The following is an 18,635-nucleotide window of genomic DNA, read 5'->3' as shown; positions in this document are numbered from 1 at the left end:
TAGTTTCCCCCTATAACTTTCCATCGTTGAGGGGTGCCATGCCGAAGATCGGTGGTCGTCCGGCCAGGATCGCGAGGGACGACATCCTGCGGGCCGGTCGCGAGCTCGGCATGCGACGGCTCAGCGTCAAGGCGGTCGCGGTCCGGCTGGGGGTGACCGCGACCGCTCTGTACCGGCACGTCGACGGCCGGTGGGGGCTCGAGCGGCTGGTCGGGGAGAGCATCCTGGCCGAGCTGCGGCTCCGGGACGATCCCCGGCACGGCCTCGAACAGCATCTGCTGTCCTTCGCTCTGCAGATGCGGGCCTCCATGCTGGAGTACCCGGGTCTGGTCACCTATCTCCAGCTGCTGTTCCCGCGGGGTGACGGCGGTCAGCGGCTGCTGAACAGCGAGGTCGACGCCCTCGTCCGCCGGGGTTACGAGCCCGGTGCGGCGATCGTGCTCAGCGGCGCCGTCGCGTCGCTGACCATCGCGATGACCGCGTCCGAGGAGCACAGCACGGCCGCCGAGGAGGCCGACGGCGACGGGCTGGACCGGGAGCGGCAGGCGGTCCTCGACCGGTTGTCCCGTGACGACCGGCTCGCCGGGCCGTCGGCCGCGTTGCCGCAGGTGCCGAGGCCCGAATACGTGCGGCTTCTGCTGACCGCGTCGATTCGCGGGTTGATCGAGTCCTGCCCGCCGGGCAGGCCGGTCGCCGAGATGGTGGCCGATTTGGCGGCCACGGGGGAGGAACTGTGATGGCGCGCGGATTCCAAGGCGCGGTGATGCGGGGTTTCGGGGCAAGGGACCACGAAGCGACCGTCGTCGGGACAGAAGAGATGGCGCCGCGTTTCGTGCGGGTCCGGTTCGTCTCGCCGACGTTGTTCGAGGACGTCGTCGTGGAGCCGACGGCCTGGCTCCGGTTCTGGTTCCCGGATCCGGAGGGCGGTCCGACGGAGTTCCAGCGCGCGTACACCCTCACCGAAGCCGACCCGGAAGCCGGCACGTTCGCGATCGACGTCGTCCTGCACGAACCGGCCGGACCAGCGTCGCGGTGGTTGCGTGAGGCGCGGCCCGGATCGACGGTTCCGGTGATGTCACTGGGTTCCACGTCGTTTTCGGTCCCCGCCGAACCGCCTGCGGGTTACCTCCTGATCGGTGACTCCGCCTCGATCCCCGCGATCAACGCGATCCTCGACGTGGTCCCGGCCGAAATCCCGATCGAGCTGTACCTCGAAGAGCACGACGAGACCGACCGGCTGATCCCGCTGAGGGAGCACGCGAGACTGGCCGTGCACTGGGTGCCGCGTCAGGACGCGACTTCGCTGGCCGCGGCGATCGAGACGCGTGACTGGTCGGACTGGCAGGCGTGGCTCGCACCGGAAGCGGGCTCGCTCAAACATCTCAAGACCCGGTTGCGGGACACGTTCGGCTTCCCCAAAACCGAGGTGCACGGCCGGGCGTACTGGTACTACGGCCGGGCCATGGGTTCTTTTCGCGGGAAGAAAGAAGAACCGGCAGCCGAAGTCCCGAAGCCGGTCAAGGAAGCACCCAAGGGAGCTTGGCGGGCACAGGCCGCCGGACGACTGCTCGCGCCGGTGCGGCGGACGCTGCTCTTCGCCGGGATCCTGCAGGCCGTCGTGACGCTGATCCGCCTCGCGCCCTTCGTGCTGCTGGTGGAACTGGTCCGGCGGTTGCTCGCGGGCGGTGAATCGCTGTGGGCGATCGGCATCGCGGCGCTCGTGCTGCTGGGCGTGGGCACACTGTTCGAATCCGCGGTCGTGCTGTGGCTGCACGCGGCCGACGCGCGGTTCGCCCGCGAACTGCGGCAGCGGCTGCTGGGCAAACTCGCGAGGCTGCCGCTGGGCTGGTTCACCGTCCGCGGTTCGGGCACGGTCGCGAAGCTCGTGCAGGGCGACACGCTTTCACTCCACTATCTGGTCACGCACGCCGTCCCCGACGCGGCGACCACCGTCGTCGCGCCGGTCGCGGTGCTGGCCTACCTGTTCGCGGTGGACTGGCGGCTCGCCCTCGTGCTGCTCGTCCCGATCCTCGTCTACCTCGTCACGACGTCGATCATGGTCGTCCAATCAGGACCCAAGACGGGCCAGGCGATGCGCTGGGCGGAGCGGATGGCCGGGGAGGCGGGCGCGTACCTCGAAGGCCAGCCGGTGATCCGGGTGTTCGGCGGTGCCGCGGCTTCGTCGTTCCGGCGGCGGCTCGACGAGTACATCGGTTTCCTCGGCGACTGGCAGCGACCGTTCACGGGCAAGAAGACCATGCTGGACTTCGCCACCCGGCCCGCCACCTTCCTGCTCCTGATCGCCGGTGCCGGCACGCCGATGGTGGTGGGCGGCGGCATGGAGCCGGTGACGTTGATCCCGTTCCTCTTGCTGGGCACCACGTTCGGCGCGCGGCTGCTGGGCATCGGCTACGGTCTCGGCGGCGTCCGTGAAGGGATGCTCGCCGCCCGCCGGATCCAGGTCGTCCTCGACGAACCCGAACTGTCCACTGTGGAACAGAAGATCATCGACGGCGTCGAGCCCGGCACGGTGGAACTGGACCGGGTGGGTTTCGCTTACCGCAGCGGGGTTCCCGTGCTGGAGGACGTGTCCCTGACCTTGCGGCCCGGTACGGTGACCGCGCTGGTCGGCCCGTCGGGAGCGGGGAAGTCGACGCTCGCCGCGCTGGTCGCGCGGTTCCACGACGTCACCGAGGGCGCGATCCGGGTCGGCGGCCGGGATGTCCGCGCCTTCGCCGCCGACGAACTCTACGGCCGGGTGGGCTTCGTACTGCAGGATCCGCAACTCGTGCAGGGGACCGTGCGGGAGAACATCGCCCTCGCCGTCCCCGATGCCGCCGAAGACCAGGTCGTCGCCGCGGCCCGCGACGCGCAGATCCACGAGCGGATCCTGCGGCTGCCTCAGGGTTACGACACCGTCCTCGGTGCCGGTTCCCAGCTGTCGGGCGGAGAACGCCAGCGGGTGGCCATCGCCCGCGCGATCCTCGCCGACGCCCCCGTCCTCGTCCTCGACGAGGCGACCGCCTTCGCCGATCCCGAGTCGGAGTACCTCGTGCAACAAGCACTCGACCGGCTCACCGCGGGCCGGACCGTCCTGGTCATCGCGCATCGCCTGCACACCGTCACCGGTGCCGACCGGATCGTGGTCCTCGACCGCGGGAAGATCGCCGAAAGCGGGACGCACGAGGAATTGCTGGCTTCGGGCGGGCGCTACACCCGCCTCTGGCAGGCCGGTGCCGGTGCGGGGGTGACCGCGTGATCCGCACACTGCTGGGCCTGATCCCCGAGACGAAATGGACGGCGTTCCGGCGATACGTCGTACTCGCCGTGCTTTCGGTGCTGCTGCGTGCCGCCGGTGTCGTGCTGCTCGTGCCGCTGGTGGGTGCCCTGTTCGGCGCGGAACCTTCGGACGCGTTGCCCTGGCTGGGCGTGCTCGCGGCCGTCACCGCGGCGGGCTGGGCTGTCGACGCCGTCGTGGGACGGCTCGGCTTCGATCTCGGGTTCGGCGTGCTCGACCACGCCCAGCACGACGTCGCCGAGCATCTGACGAACGTGCGGCTGTCCTGGTTGGACAGTGAGCACACCCGGACCGCCCGCCAGGCCATCGCCGCCGGCGCGCCCGATCTCGTCGGCCTGGTCGGCTACCTGCTCACCCCGCTCATCGGCGCGGTCCTCCTGCCGATCGCGATCGCGCTGGCCCTGCTGCCGGTCGCCTGGCCGCTCGGCGTCGCCGCGCTGGCCGGGGTCCCGGTCTTGCTGGGCGCGTTGCAGGCGACCGGCCGGATCACCCGGCGCGCCGACCGGACGGCGGCCGAAACGAACACCACGCTGACCGAGCGGATCGTCGAGTTCGCCCGCACCCAGCAGACGTTGCGCGCCGCCCGCCGGGTGGAACCCGCGCGCAGTCACGCCGGCGCCGCGCTCGCCGCGCACCACGGCGCGACCCTCCGGCTGCTGCGCCTTCAGATCCCGGGTCAGGTGCTGTTCGGCATCGCCGGCCAGCTGGCCTTGGTCCTGCTCGCCGGGACGACCGTTCTCCTTGCCACGCAAGGGAATCTGACCGTGCCCGAGGCGATCGCGCTGATCGTCGTGATCGCCCGCTACCTGGAACCGTTCACCGCGCTCGGCGATCTCGCGCCCGGCATCGAGACGGCGACCACCACCCTCGGCCGCATCCGCACCGTGCTCACCGCGCCCGTCGCTCCGGCCGGGGGAGCAGCGCCACCGGCGAAGGCGCCGCGGATCCGGTTCGAGGACGTCGGTTTCCGCTACGCACCCGGCACCGAGAACGTGCTGGAGCATTTCGACCTCACCCTGGAACCGGGGACGACGACCGCGATCGTCGGACCGTCCGGCTCGGGCAAGAGCACCGTGCTCGCCCTGCTCGCCGGCCTGTACCAGCCGACCAGCGGGCGGGTGCTCGCCGACGGGACGGATCTCGCCGGGTTGTCCGCGGAAGGCCGGCGGGAGCTCGTCACCGTCGTCTTCCAGCAGCCGTACCTGTTCGACGGTTCGGTACGCGACAACGTGCTGGCCGGGGATCCCTCGGCGAGCGACGAAAGGGTCGCCGAGGTCGTCACGCTCGCCAGGGTCGACGAGCTGCTCGAACACACGGCCGTCGGCGAGGCGGGCGGCGCGCTCTCCGGCGGTGAGCGGCAACGGGTGTCCATCGCCCGCGCGTTGCTCAAACCGGCGCCGGTGCTGCTGGTCGACGAGGCCACGAGCGCGCTGGACACCGAGAACGAGGACGCCGTGGTCCGGTCGCTCAGCGCCGATCCCGTGCCGCGGACCCGGGTGATCGTCACCCACCGGATCGCCGGGATCCGGCACGCCGACCGGGTCCTGTTCCTGGAGGACGGACGGCTGGCCGAGGACGGCACCGTCGAAGAACTCCTTGCCAGGGAAGGACGTTTCGCCGAGTTCTGGCGGCGCCAGATCGATGCCACCGGCTGGAGGATCGCCGCGCGATGACCCACACGCAGGGTGAACCCGAATGGGTCGTCACCCGTGACGGCAGACGGCTCTACGCGATGGTCCATCCGGGCCCGGAAGGTTTCGCTGGGCCGACGGTCGTATTCGAAGCCGGAGCCGCGGCCACCCGATCGTCCTGGGCGGCGGTCCAGCCGGAGGTCGGCCGGTATGCCCGCGCGATCGCCTACGACCGCTCCGGGCTCGGCCGCAGCGCCCCCGACCCCGGCGGGCGGACGCTGCGCCGGATGGCCGACGACCTCAACGACGTCCTCGACCATTTCGGCCAGGGACCGTACGTTCTCGCCGGGCAGAGCGCCGGTGGGCCGATCGTGCGGCAGGCCGCCGCGCGCCGTCCGGAGCGGATCGCGGGTCTGGTGCTGGTCGACCCGACCGACGAGGCGGCGGACGTGTTCTTCGGCCGCGCCTTCCGCACCGGTGAACGCGTCATGCTCGGGCTCGGCGGCGCGCTCGCGCGGCTTGGCCTGCTCAAGGTCGTCTTCCGCGGTCTGCTGCGGGACATCCCGGACGACGTCCGCCGCGACCTCGAACGGGAGGCGTTCACCGTCGGGACGGTGCGGACCCAACGGGAACAGGCCCGCACGTTCCTCGACGAACTGGCCCTCTGGCGGCACGATCCGCCGGTGCTCGGGGACATCCCGCTCACCGTCGTCTCCGGCGGGCTCGGTGAGGGCGGGATGTCCGCCAGGATGAGAGCGCAGGCGAACGCTTCCCACGCCCACCGAGTGAGTCTCTCGTCCGGCGCCAGGCACGTGATCGCGGAGCGGTCCGGTCACTACATCCCGAAGACCGAACCCGAGGTGATCGTCCGCGAGATCGTCAGGATGACGTCAGCGCCCGCCTGAGCTCTTCATAGGTCGGGGCGAGTTTCCGGAGTGTCTCGGCGGCACGCGCGTCGTCCTCGGTGACGAGGTCGTACTGCAACGAACCGACCAGTCGCGACTGCGCGGCGAGGACGGCGGCGGCGTCTTCGAGGCCGATCCGGCGCAGGCACGCCGCCGCGTCAGCCTGCCTCCGGGCGCCGACGCGGATCGCGAAGTGGACGAGCAGCCCGCGCAGGTCCGGGTCGGGACCGGCCTCGATCCGGGCGGCCAGCGCGAGGGCTGCTTCGCCGTTGCCGAGACTGCCGGGCGGGAGACCGCCGTCGTTCTCGCCGCCGAGCCGCCTGATGGCCCGGGGGAGCGACGCGACGATCGCGGCTTCGTCGTCGACGACGGTGTGCCGGACGAAATCGGTGCGCATCGTATGCGGTTTGCCGTAGGCCACGGTTTCGGCGAGCCAAGCGGCGGCGAAATCCCGCCGCGGGATCCGCGCGTACGGATATCCCTGTGGGTCGTGGGCGGTGACGGACTCGCCGTCCGCGGCGAGCGCGACCAGGAAATGGTCGGCGCCGATCGGGCCGGTCATCCCCGGCTGGTGGCGCAGATGCCCCATCTCGACCGGGCCGATCAGGACCGGGCCGACGGCGAGGCTTTCGACGAGCCGCGCGAACGCGGCGTCCGGATCCGGCTCGCTGACGGTTTCCGCGCTCCAGCCGAGTGCGTCGAGAGCCTCGCCGATGCCGAGGTCGGGATCCCAGCCGAAAGCGTCGAAGAACGGCAGCGATCCGCCGACCAGTTGCAGGCCGAACGGACTGCCGGTGACGGTTTCGAGCACGTCGATTTCCGGCGCGCCGGAGCCCAGCATCATCGCGAGGGAATGGGAATAACAATAAGGGCCGGAGCCACGGTAAGGAACATCGATCACGCGTTCGACGATGGCAGTTTTCGCGCGAAAACGCCAGCCTCTTCGCTTTCGTCCGTTGTGGACGGTCACCCGGGTTTCATCACCCGTCCGGGGGTTTCGGGGCCACTCAACGGGTTCTATCCAGGCGAGACCGCCGGTCCCGGTTGCCGTCGGCGATCTCGCCGAACCAGGATGACCATCACTTGGCTCGCTGTCCCCTTCGTCCTGACCTGGGCCGACGGGAGCGAGGGGTGAGGCGGAGGCGGCATGGCGGAACGTCGTGGGCGGAATCGGTGGCGCCGGGGCATCGCGGTGCTCACGGTGGTCGTCGTGGCCTTGCTGATGGGCGCCCCGCTGCCCGCGAGCGCCCAGAGCCAACCGCGCGGAGCGGGCACCGAACGGCCGATCGGGCCGGAACCGGTGTATTCCGGCCTGGCGCACGGCGGGATCACGATGGCCGCCAACTCCGTCGTGCAATGCGGCGTCGGCGTGGTCTGCAACGAGTCCACGAGCAACGCGAGCCCGGTGTCGTGGATCAAGACCGACCCGGCCGCGCCGGGGAACACGGCCTCCGCGGCGAGCCTGAACGTCCCGGCCGGCGCGAAAGTGCTCAACGCCCGGCTGTACTGGCAGTTCAACCCGGTCGCCAGCAGCGGGACCTCCGGTGACGGGAGCCGGGGCAACCAGGTCTCGATGAAGATCCCTGGCTCTGCCTCCTACCAGCGGATCACCGCCGAAACCTACGACTGGTTCCCCGCGACCACCACGGGCGGTTTCCCGACCCTCTACGCGTACGGCGGCGCGGCCGACGTCACGGACCTCGTGACCGGTGCCGGCACCGGGCAGTACACGGTCGCCGACATCCAGGCCTGCCAGGGCCAGTCGATCAGTGGGACTAACCTCGGGTGCTGGGGTGGCTGGTCACTGGTCGTCGCCTACGAACTGCCCAGTGAGCCGCTGCGTTACCTGCAGGTGTGGGATGGTTTGCAGCGTGTCGCCGGCGGTAGCACGCCGAGCTCGGCGACCATCGCGCTGAGCGGTATCAAGGCGCCGACCTCGCGTCAGCCCAACGTCGAACTCGGCATCGTCGCGGGTGACGGCGACGCGCCCATCACCGGTGACTACCTCCAGGTCGGCCCGGACGCGGCCGGTCTCCAGACGATCGCCATGCCCGCGCCCGGCGGCGTGGCGACCAACAACGCCTTCAGCAGCCGCATCGACCGTGTCACGGCCACCGGTTCCGGCGCGAACGTCACGTCGCGCGATCCCAATCCGGTGAACAACGTCGGCTACGACGCCCGCAGCATCGACATCACCGGCAAGGTTCCCGCGGGGACCACCGCGCTCGAGGTGAAGATCGGCACCGTCGGCGACGCGCTGTACCCGCAGACGATCTGGCTCGTCACCGACGCGCTCGAACCCGATCTGCAGATCACGAAGGCCAACGACCCGGTCGGCAACACCGACGACAACCCGCCGGGCTACGTCGCCAAGGGCGGCGAGGTCACCTACAGCTTCGACGTCGCCAACCGGCACGCCGACGGCAGTGTCAACGATCTCGACACCGCGACGAACGTGGTGCTCACCGACACCCTGCCGGACGGCGTCACGTTCGTGGCCGGGTCCAATCCGGACTGTTCGGCCGCCGGGCAGCTGGTCACCTGCAACCTGCGGAACTTGAGGCCGGGGCAGTCGCAGAAGGTCGCCTTCAAGGTCAAGGTCGGCACCTCGGTGCCGGACGGCACCAAACTCGACAACACCGGCAACCTGACCTTCCGCGGCGAGGACACCGGCCGTCCGCAGGAACGCACGTCGAACACGGTGCGGAACACGGTCGCCTCGCCCGGGTACCAGCTGACGAAGACGGTCGACCTCGCCGAGGCGATCCCGGGCGACACCCTGACCTACCAGGTGACCGTGCGGAACACCGGCGTGATCCCCGTGCCCGCGCTGACGGTGCGCGACACGTTGCCGCCGGGCACGACGTACGTGTCCTCCACTCCTTCGAAGGGCACCGCGTCCGGCTCCGGGCCGATCGATTGGGCCGTGAACGGCCTCGCCGTCGGGGAGACGGCCACGTTGACGGTGCGCGTGCAGGTCGAAGAGGCCGCCATCGGCAAGGAACTGGTGAACCGCGCGACGGTGCCGATCGGACCGCCGCCGGTCGTCCCGCCGGACAACCGCTGCCCGGACGATCCCGCCGCCGCGTGCGCGAAGACCAAGGTGCCGCCGCCGTCGTACACGGTGACGAAGACCGCGGACAAGGAATCCGCGAACCCGGGCGACGTCGTGCGCTACAACGTCACCATCGCCAACACCGGGAAGGTGACCGCGGCGGACCTCAAGGTCGTCGACGATCTGACCGGTGTGCTGGACGACGCGGTCTACCAGAACGACGCCACCGCGTCACCCGGTGCGGTGTCCTATGTGGATCCGAAGCTGACCTGGACGGGCACGCTCGCGGCGGGGAAGAGCGCGGAGTTCACCTACACGGTCAAGGTCAAGAGTCCGAACACGGGCGACAACCGGCTGAAGAACGTGGTGACGTCGGAGACGCCGGGTGGGAACTGTCCGCCGGGTTCGACGGATCCGAAGTGTGGGACAACGACGCCGGTGTCGGGGCTGTTGATCGAGAAGTCGGTCGACAGGCAGTCGGCGAACCCTGGTGACGTGGTGAAGTACACGGTGACGGTGCGGAACACGGGTCAGACCAAGCTGTCGGGGGCGACGTTCGCCGATGACCTGACTCAGGTGCTGGACGACGCGGACTACCAGAACGATGGTGCCGCGACGATCGGCGGCGTTTCCTACGCCGCGCCGAAGCTGACCTGGACCGGTGACCTCGACGTGGGCGCGACGTCCACGGTGACCTACACGGTCAAGGTGAAGAACCCGAACACCGGCGACGACCAGCTCAAGAACGTCGTGTCGTCGGAGACGCCGGGTGGGAACTGTCCGCCGGGTTCGACGGATCCGAAGTGTGGGACCACGACGCCGGTGTCGGGGCTGTTGATCGAGAAGTCGGTCGACAAGCAGTCGGCGAACCCGGGTGATGTCGTGAAGTACACGGTCACGGTCAAGAACACCGGTCAGACCAAGGTTTCCGGCGCGACGTTCACCGACGATCTCACTCAGGTTCTTGATGACGCGGACTACCAGAACGATGGTGCCGCGACGATCGGTGGAGTCACCTACGCGGCACCGAAGCTGACGTGGACCGGTGATTTGGAGATCGGTGCCACCGCCACGGTCACGTACACGGTGAAGGTGAAGAACCCGAATCCCGGTGACAAGAAACTGTCCAATGTGGTCACTTCGGAGACGCCCGGTGGAAACTGCCCGCCGGGTTCCACGGATCCGAAGTGTGGCACCACGACGCCGGTGTCGGGTCTGCTGATCGAGAAGACCGTCGACAAGCAGTCGGCCAATCCGGGTGACGTGGTGAAGTACACGGTGACGGTGCGGAACACGGGCCAGACCAAGCTGTCGGGGGCGACGTTCGCCGATGACCTGACTCAGGTTCTTGATGACGCGGACTATCAAAATGATGGTGCGGCGTCGGTCGGTGGTGTGGTTTATGCCGCGCCGAAGCTGACGTGGACCGGTGATCTGGAGATCGGTGCCACCGCCACGGTCACGTACACGGTGAAAGTCAAGAATCCCACCACGGGCGACAATCTGCTCAAGAACGTGGTGTCGTCGGAGACGCCGGGTGGGAATTGTCCGCCGGGTTCGACGGATCCGAAGTGTGGCACGACCACTCCGGTGTCGGGTCTGTTGATCGAGAAGACCGTCGACAAGCAGTCGGCCAATCCGGGTGACGTGGTGAAGTACACGGTGACGGTGCGGAACACCGGTCAGACCAAGCTGACAGGGGCGACGTTCACCGACGACCTCACTCAGGTTCTTGATGACGCGGACTATCAGAACGATGGCGCGGCGACCATCGGCGGTGTGTCTTACGCGGCGCCGAAGCTGACGTGGACCGGTGATCTGGAGATCGGCGCGACCGCGACGGTCACATACACGGTCAAGGTGAAGAATCCCGCTCCCGGCGACAAGAAGCTCATCAACACGGTCACCTCGGAGACGCCGGGTGGCAACTGTCCGCCGGGATCGACGGACCCGAAGTGCGGCACCACGACGCCGGTGTCGGGGTTGAAGATCGAGAAGTCGGTCGACAAGCAGACCGCGAACCCGGGTGACGTCGTGAAGTACACGGTGATCGTCACCAACACGGGGCAGACCAAGCTGACCGGTGCCACCTTCACCGACGATCTCACGCAGGTGCTGGACGACGCGGACTACCAAAATGATGGTGCGGCGACGATCGGTGGTGTGGCTTACGCCGCGCCGAAGCTGACCTGGACCGGTGACCTCGGCGTCGGTGACACGGCCACGGTCACCTACACCGTCAAGGTCAAGAGCCCGAACACCGGCGACAACCGGCTCAAGAACGTGGTGTCGTCGGAGACGCCGGGCGGCAACTGTCCGCCGGGTTCCACGGATCCGGACTGTGGCACCGACACCCCTGTTTCGGGCCTGGAAATCAAGAAGACGGTCGACAAGCAGTCGGCGAACCCCGGCGACGTCGTGAAGTACACGGTCACGGTCAAGAACACCGGTCAGACGAAGCTGACGGGAGCGACCTTCACCGACGACCTGACCCAGGTGCTCGACGACGCCGTTTACCGGAACGACGGCGCGGCGACCATCGGCGGTGTCACCTATGCGGCACCGAAGTTGACGTGGACCGGTGACCTCGGCATCGGGGAGACCGCCACGGTCACCTACACGGTCCAGGTGAAGAAGCCGGGCGACGGCGACAAGAAGCTCGTCAACGCCGTCACCTCGGACACGCCGGGCGGCAACTGCCCGCCGGGTTCGACCGATCCGGACTGCGGCACGACGACGCCGATTTCCGGGCTGCTCATCAAGAAGACCGCCGACAAGAAGTCGGTCGACCCCGGCGACACGGTGAAGTACACGATCACCGTCACCAACACCGGGCAGACCGCGCAGGACGGTGCCACGTTCACCGACGACATGACCGAGGTGCTCGACGACGCCGACTACCAGAACGACGGTGCGGCGACCATCGGCGGTGTCACGTACGCGGCACCGAAACTGACGTGGACCGGTTCGCTGGGCATCGGGCAGACCTCGACCGTCACCTACACGGTCAAGATCAAGAACCCGAACCCCGGTGACAAGAAACTGTCCAATGTGGTCACTTCGGAGACGCCGGGCAACAACTGCCCGCCGGATTCGACCGACCCGAACTGCGTCGCGGACGTGCCTTCCCGCGAACTGACGGTCAAGAAGACGTCGGACAAGCAGACCGCGAACCCGGGCGACGTCGTCACCTACACCGTGACCGTCAGCAACACCGGGAAGGTCGACCTGGTCGGCGAGGACGCCGCACGGGTCACGGACGATCTGTCCGAGGTGCTGGACGACGCCGACTACTCCGACGACGCCACGTCGGCGCCGGTCGCCGGGACGTTCGCCTTCACCGCGCCGAACCTGGTGTGGACCGGCGATCTCCCGGTGGGGGCGTCGACCACCCTGAAGTACTCGGTGAAGGTGAAGAACCCGGTGACGGGCGATCACGAACTGCGGAACACCGTCAGCACCAACACCCCGGGCACCTGCCCGCCGCAGTCCGACGATCCGGCCTGCTCGACCGTCACCCCGGTGCCCGGTATCTCGCTGGAGAAGAAGGCGGACAAGGCCACGGCGAACCCCGGCGACGTCGTCAAGTACACGGTGACCGTGCGCAACACCGGCAAGACGAAGCTGACCGGCGCCACGTTCACCGACGACCTCACCGAGGTCCTCGACGACGCGGTGTTCCAGAAGGACGGTGCGGCGACGATCGGTTCGGTGACCTACGAAGAACCGAAGCTGACCTGGACCGGCGACCTGGAGATCGGGCAGACGGCGACGGTCACCTACAGCGTCAAGGTCACCAAGACCGACGGCGACGGCAAGCTGACCAACGTGATCACGTCCGACACTCCGGGCGGGAACTGCCCGCCGGGCAGCAAGGACCCGAAGTGCGGTACGACGACACCGCTGTCCAGCCTGAAGATCAAGAAGACGGTCGACCGGACGGAGGCGAAACCGGGCGAGGTCGTCACGTTCACCGTCACGGTGGAGAACACCGGACAAGCCACAGTGGACGATGCGACCTTCACCGACGATCTGACCCAGGTGCTGGACGACGCCACCTTCGACGGCACCGCCAAGGCCAGTACGGGAGCGGTCACCTATTCCGCGCCCAAGCTGACCTGGAAGGGCGCGCTCAAGCCGGGGGAGAAGGCCACCGTCGCCTACGCCGTCACCGTGCGGAAGCCGGCGACCGGTGACCACCGCCTCCGAAACGTCGTCACGTCCGACACCCCCGGCGGCAACTGCCCGCCGGGTTCGGCGAACCCCGACTGCGGCACCGACACCCGGGTCCCGCCGACACCGCCGACGCCGCAGCCGCCGGACAAGCCGAACCCGCAGCCGCCGACCACGCCGCGTCCGCCCGGTCTGGCCGTGACCGGCTCGCCGGTGAAGACGATGACGGTGCTGGCGTTGGGCATGCTGGCCATCGGCGCGCTGCTGCTCCTCGCCGGGCGGAGGCGCCGGGAGTCGTGATCGAGCCGCTGAGTCTGGGTTGAAGTACATGAAGGCCCCCTTCCTGTACCTAGGCGCAAGGATGGGGTCCTTCATGTACTTGGGCTGGTGTGAAGGTGTAGTGCCGGGGCTCAAGGTGGTGTTCCTGCCCGCCCGGCAGCAGCGGTCTGCCTCGGCTCGGGCTGAGCTCAGCCTGGCATGTCGTGAGTGGCCCCTTCCCTACTCTCAGGGTAGGCAAAGAGGCCTTCACGGACCCGCGATCACGACCCCTCGCGCCTGACCAGGGCCGAAGGCTCCCTTCACCGCATCAGCGTTTGGCTTTCTTCTCAAGAGCGTCCGGGTACCGCGATCAGGGCTTCGACCTCGACGACGAGGTCCGGGCGCGCCAGCGCGGCCACCACGATCAGCGACTGGGCGGGCCAGTCCGCTTCCGGGTACCAGCGGGTGAAGGTCTCGCGCAGCGCCGTGCGGAAACCGCCGAGGTGTTCGGTGCCGGAAAGCATGCTGAACACCTTGACCAGATGTTCCGGTCCGGCGCCCGCGGCTTCGAGCAGTCGTTCGAGGTTGGCGAGAATGGCGCGGGTCTGCGACTCCGCGTCGGGTCCGGCGAGTTCGCCGTCGGGCAGAACGCCGATCTGGCCGGATACGACGACGAGTTCGTGATCGGCGGGAACGCGGACCAGATGGCTGTACGGGCCGATCGGCGCCGCCACGGTCTCCGGATTCCAGCGCTGGATCATCGGTCCCCATTTCCTGGTGTTCGGCGGAATTCGCCTCCCGAGTATCGGGGACCGATGATTCCGGTCCGCGGCGGGAGTCTCACCTTCGGACGACGATGACCGGAAGGACTCCCGATGACGAATTCAGGATCGAAGACGCGCGCCGCGACGGAGGTCTGGCCGCTGATCCACGCCGAGCGGGCGGCACTGGCGAACGACCTCGCGGAGGTCACCGAAGAGCGGTGGGCGACGCCGTCGCTCTGCGCCGGGCTGACGGTGCGCGAGGTGCTCGCGCATCTCACCGCGGGGGCGAGTCTCACGCCGTTGCGGTGGCTGGCCGGCGTGATCCGCTGCCGGTGGGACTTCGACAAGCAGGTCGCCATGCGGCTGGCCGAACACCTGGGGGAGGACGGCGCCGAGACGCTGGAGCGGTTCCGCCGGGTCGTCGACAGCACGACGAAACCACCCCTGCCGAAGTTGGCGATGCTCGGCGAGGCGATCGTGCACGCCGAGGACATCCGCCGCCCCCTCGGCATCCGCCGCGATTATCCGATCACCGTCCTCACCGCGCTGGCCGGGTACTACCAGGGCGCGGACCTGGTGGTGATGGCGAAGGGGCGCATCGGCGGGCTGCGGTTGCGAGCCACCGATGGCCCCTTCGCCGTCGGGTCCGGGCCGCTCGTCTCGGGTCCGACCCTGGCGTTGATCATGGCCATGACCGGACGGGCGGCCTACCTCGCCGAACTCGACGGCGACGGGGTCCCGATCCTGCGGAAGCGTGTCCTTTCTCAGGACTGAGACTCGAGGGGCAGGCCGGCGTCGGCCCAGTCCTCGATGCCTTCCCGGTATTTGCGGACGTCGGTGTAGCCGAGCGTGGTGAGCCGGTCGGCGACCTGTCCGCTGTTGGGGCAGGCGGGGTTCGAGCAGTAGGTGACGATGGCGGCGCCGCGATCGGGCAGGACGGTCGCGGCGCGGGCGTCGACGTCGGCGAGGACCAGGGGGATCGCGCCGGGCAGGTGTTGCTTGGCGTAGTACTCGCCACCCAGTGCGTCGACCACCGTCACGGTCTTCGCGTCGATCGCGGCCTTCAGTTCGTCACGGGTGATGAGTGCGGTCATGTCGCTACCTCCAGTTAATCGGACTATAGTCCGCATGTGCCTCACGACCATAGCGGACCGCAGTCCGTTTCTGCAACACCGTTGGAACTCCTGCGCACGCCGCCGCCCAAGGAGCGCGCCGACGCCGCCCGGAACCGCGCCGCCATCCTGGACGCGGCCGCGTCGCTGTTCGCCGAGCACGGCGTCGACGCCGTGTCGATGGATCAGGTGGCCGCGGCCGCGGGCGTGGGGAAGGGGACGCTCTTTCGCCGCTTCGGCGACAAGGCGGGGCTGGCCGTCGCGTTGCTGGACGCGCGGGAACGCCTGCTCCAGGAAGGAATCCTGCACGGCCCGCCGCCGCTGGGCCCCGGAGCTCCGCCGGTCGAACGGCTCGTGGCCTTCGCCGAGGCGTACGTCGACTACGTGCTCGAACACCTGCCGCTGGTGCGGATGTCGGAGACCGCGGCGCCGGGCGCGCGCTACCGCATCGGCGCCTACCGCTTCTGGCATCGGCACGTCGCGCTCCTGCTCGACGGCACGCCCGATCCCGAGCACGCCGCGCACGCCTTGCTGGCCCCGCTGGCGGCCGAGCATCTGACCGCGCTGCTGCCGGAACTGGGGGAGGACCGCGTCCGTGCCGGGATCGCGCGCCTGTGGCGGCGGGCCGGACCCAAGTAGGGTGTCGGCGAGGACCCGGGAGTGTGTCGATGATGGTGGAGAGCCGGAGGTACCGGACGGCCAGGCAGGCCGTGCCGGCGCTGCTCGCCGCCGTGCTGACCGCGCTCGGCCTGTTCCTCGCGCTCCATGCGGCCGATTCCGCTTCGGCGGACGAGTCGCGCGGGGCGAACGTGACGGTCGACTCCTCGGTCTCCAAGGCCGTGGCGCCGGTGCGCGCCTCGGGCAGGCTCGCCGCCGAACCTTCACTCCTGGGTGTGCACGGTCACGGTGACCTGCCGCTCTTCGGGACCGTTCCCCACGGGCCCGCGTCGACGACGCTGCTCCGCCTCGGCGGACTCCAAGACGACGTCATTCCTCCCTCGCGCACGGCGAACCGCCTCGCGACGGGGGATCGCGCTCCTCCTTTCCCGGTAGCCGTCTGAAGCTCACGGGCGCGTCTTCCGCGTGCCCGAACCGGGAAATCATCGAGGAGAACCCTTCGTGCCGCGCGAAACCGCGCGGCGAGGCATGACCGGGCGAGCCGTCGTCTCGCTGGTCGTCCTCGCCGCGACCGTGTACCTGTTGCTGACCACCGCCCCGCGTCTGGGCCTCGATCTGCGTGGTGGGACGCAGATCGTGCTGGAGACCAAGGATTCCCCCACCGTCACCGCCAACGCCGAGACCACCGACCGGACGCTCGAGGTGCTGCGCCGCCGGGTCGACGCGCTGGGCGTCGCCGAGCCCATGCTGGCCCGCTCCGGGGACAACCGGATCATCGTCGAACTGCCCGGCGTCCGGGATCCGCGCGAAGCCGTCGAGGTGATCGGCCGCACCGCGCAACTGTCCTTCCATCCCGTGCTCGGCACCGGCACCGGTGACTCGCGGGTCCTTCCCGACGAGAGCGGCCAGCCGCTCACGCTGGGGCCCGCCGCACTGACCGGCGAAGGTGTCGACGAGGCGCTCTCGTCGATCGATTCGCAGGGCGGCGGCTGGCTCGTTTCCGTTGACTTCAAAGGGGATGCCGGGCGCGCCTGGGAACGGCTGACCGGGCAGGCCGCCTGTTCGCCGCCCGGTGACCCGGCCCGCCGGGTGGCGATCGCGCTCGACGACAAGGTGATCTCGTCGCCGCAGGTCAGCCCGCAGGTCGCCTGCGGGGTCGGGATCGTCGGCGGGAGCACGCAGATCACCGGCCAGTTCTCCCCGGCCGAAGCGAAGGACCTGGCACTGCTGATCAACGCAGGCGCGCTGCCGACACCGGTCGAGATCATCGAGCAGCGCACCGTCGGACCCACGCTCGGCGCCGAGGCCATCGACGCCAGCGCGCGTGCCGCCGTGATCGGCCTGGCGCTGACCGCGCTGTTCCTCCTCGCGGTGTACCGCCTGGCCGGACTGATCGCCGTGGGCGCGCTGGTGGCGTACGCCGCCGTGTCCTACGCCGCGCTGCTCGCCGTCGGCGCGACGCTCACCTTGCCGGGGCTCGCCGGCTTCGTCCTGGCGATCGGCATGGCCGTCGACGCCACCGTGCTCGTCTTCGAAAGGGCGAGAGAAGAACACACGGTCAAACGGGGCGGGTCACTGCCGCGGTCGGTCAGCCGCGGGTTCAGCGGGGCGTTGTCGGCGATCGTCGATTCGAACGTGACGACGCTGCTCGCCGCGGGCCTGCTGTTCTGGCTGGCGTCCGGCCCGGTGCGCGGATTCGGGGTGACGTTGTCCATCGGCGTCGTCGTCGCGTTGTTCATCTCGCTCGTGCTCACGCGTTTGCTGCTGCACCTGACGATGCGGGGCGCGGTCGCGCGCAGGCCGCGGCTTTCCGGGCTGACCCACGAGGGCCGGGTCCGCCAGTGGGTGAACCGCCGCGACCCCGGGTTCCTCGGCGAACCGCGACGCTGGCTGATGGTGGCGGGAGCGGTCGTCATCGCCGCGATCGCCGGGCTGTTCGTGGCCGGGCCGAACCTCGGCGTCGAGTTCACCGGCGGCAGGGTCGTCGAATACAGCACCTCGGCACCCGCCGACGTCGAGCAGGTGCGGGACGCGGTCTCCGACGCCGGATTCCCGCGCGCCGTCGTGCAGACATCCGGTGAGAAGGACATCTCGGTCCGCACCGAACCGATCGACGAAGACGCCACCGAACGGATCAGGACCGCCGTCGCGTCGGTCGCGGGTGACGCCACCGAGATCCGCGACGAGCAGATCGGCCCGAGCCTCGGCGCCGAACTGCGCACCAAGGCGGTGATCGCGCTCTGCCTCGCGGTGCTGGCGCAGCTGATCTACCTGGCGGTGCGGTTCGACTGGCGGCTCGGCGTCGCCACGGTGGCGGCGCTCGCCCAGGACGTCCTGATCATCCTCGGGATCTTCGCCTGGCTGGGCAAATCCATGGACGGCGTCTTCCTCGCCGCGCTGCTGACGGTGATCGGGTACTCGGTCAACGACTCGGTGGTGGTCTTCGACCGGGTCCGGGAAGTGCGCGGGCAACGCCGCAAGGAACCGTTCGCCCGCGTCGTCGGCACGGCGGTGCTCCAGACGTTGCCGCGGACGATCAACACCGGGATCGGCGTGCTGTTCGTCCTCGGGGCGCTGCTGTTCCTCGGGGACGGATCGCTGGCCGACTTCGCCCTCGCGCTCCTGCTCGGTCTCGTCGCGGGCACGGTGTCCACAGTGGCCACCGCCGGTCCCGTCGCGATCCTGCTCGACAAGCGGTGGCCCGGGGCCGGACGTCCGGTCAGGAAGGCGTCGCGGACACGGTCGCGCGAAGACAACGGCGCGGTGGTGTGATCGACGTTCCTTTGTGGACCGTCGTGCCGCGCCCGGCCCTATGCTCGTT

Annotated in this window: 12 protein-coding genes; 9 read left to right on the top strand and 3 right to left on the bottom strand. The window is 69.3% G+C overall.

The features are described 5' to 3' along the window. Positions 1-38: 38 nt before the first annotated feature. From DMH03_RS39090 to DMH03_RS39075, 4 genes are read left to right on the top strand one after another with little or no spacing between them, the layout of a single operon-like run. Positions 39-737 (top strand): TetR/AcrR family transcriptional regulator, encoded by a 699-nt coding sequence (locus tag DMH03_RS39090; RefSeq protein ID WP_125797030.1) that lies wholly within the window; start codon positions 39-41, stop codon positions 735-737. Then, a complete protein-coding gene (locus DMH03_RS39085; RefSeq protein WP_125797029.1) occupies positions 737-3,259 on the top strand; it encodes an ABC transporter ATP-binding protein/permease in 2,523 nt (840 codons plus the stop codon). The genes DMH03_RS39090 and DMH03_RS39085 overlap by 1 nt, the downstream gene beginning before the upstream one ends. Then, on the top strand, positions 3,256-4,971 hold the full coding sequence (locus DMH03_RS39080; protein WP_125797028.1) for an ABC transporter ATP-binding protein: 1,716 nt from the start codon (positions 3,256-3,258) through the stop codon (positions 4,969-4,971). Before DMH03_RS39085 ends, DMH03_RS39080 begins: the two co-directional genes overlap by 4 nt. Continuing rightward, a complete protein-coding gene (locus DMH03_RS39075; protein WP_125797027.1) occupies positions 4,968-5,834 on the top strand; it encodes an alpha/beta fold hydrolase in 867 nt (288 codons plus the stop codon). The genes DMH03_RS39080 and DMH03_RS39075 overlap by 4 nt, the downstream gene beginning before the upstream one ends. Here the strand turns inward: DMH03_RS39075 and DMH03_RS39070 are convergent. After that, positions 5,809-6,735, bottom strand: coding sequence for a hypothetical protein (locus tag DMH03_RS39070; protein WP_125797026.1), 927 nt, complete (start codon positions 6,733-6,735; stop codon positions 5,809-5,811). The two genes, DMH03_RS39075 and DMH03_RS39070, sit on opposite strands and share 26 nt — an antisense overlap. A 246-nt stretch (positions 6,736-6,981) precedes the next feature. Here DMH03_RS39070 and DMH03_RS39065 point away from each other — a divergent pair, with 246 nt between their 5' ends. Continuing rightward, positions 6,982-13,362, top strand: a complete 6,381-nt coding sequence (locus DMH03_RS39065) for an Ig-like domain-containing protein (RefSeq protein ID WP_125797025.1) — start codon at positions 6,982-6,984, stop codon at positions 13,360-13,362. Between the two features lie 305 nt (positions 13,363-13,667). On the opposite strand, the gene DMH03_RS39060 is transcribed toward DMH03_RS39065, so the two are convergent. Next, positions 13,668-14,081, bottom strand: coding sequence for a RidA family protein (locus DMH03_RS39060; RefSeq protein WP_125797024.1), 414 nt, complete (start codon positions 14,079-14,081; stop codon positions 13,668-13,670). 114 nt (positions 14,082-14,195) lie between these two features. Between DMH03_RS39060 and DMH03_RS39055 the strand changes: the two genes are divergently transcribed. Further along, a complete protein-coding gene (locus DMH03_RS39055) occupies positions 14,196-14,858 on the top strand; it encodes a maleylpyruvate isomerase family mycothiol-dependent enzyme (protein WP_125797023.1) in 663 nt (220 codons plus the stop codon). On the opposite strand, the gene DMH03_RS39050 is transcribed toward DMH03_RS39055, so the two are convergent. Continuing rightward, entirely contained in the window at positions 14,849-15,178 is a 330-nt protein-coding gene (locus DMH03_RS39050) for a rhodanese-like domain-containing protein (RefSeq protein ID WP_125797022.1), read from the bottom strand. The genes DMH03_RS39055 and DMH03_RS39050 overlap by 10 nt on opposite strands. Positions 15,179-15,259: 81 nt before the next feature. Between DMH03_RS39050 and DMH03_RS39045 the strand changes: the two genes are divergently transcribed. From DMH03_RS39045 to secD, 3 genes are read left to right on the top strand one after another with little or no spacing between them, the layout of a single operon-like run. Beyond that, entirely contained in the window at positions 15,260-15,835 is a 576-nt protein-coding gene (locus tag DMH03_RS39045; protein WP_125797058.1) for a TetR/AcrR family transcriptional regulator, read from the top strand. Between the two features lie 29 nt (positions 15,836-15,864). Then, complete coding sequence (locus DMH03_RS39040) at positions 15,865-16,257, top strand: hypothetical protein (RefSeq protein WP_233611849.1); 393 nt, start codon at positions 15,865-15,867, stop codon at positions 16,255-16,257. Between the two features lie 58 nt (positions 16,258-16,315). Further along, positions 16,316-18,586, top strand: coding sequence for a protein translocase subunit SecD (gene secD, locus DMH03_RS39035; RefSeq protein ID WP_125797021.1), 2,271 nt, complete (start codon positions 16,316-16,318; stop codon positions 18,584-18,586). Positions 18,587-18,635 lie beyond the last annotated feature (49 nt).

The sequence above is a fragment of the Amycolatopsis sp. WAC 01376 genome, assembly GCF_003947415.1.
In the GTDB taxonomy this organism is placed as follows: Bacteria; Actinomycetota; Actinomycetes; order Mycobacteriales; family Pseudonocardiaceae; genus Amycolatopsis.
This window is presented reverse-complemented; position numbering and strand designations above follow the sequence as displayed.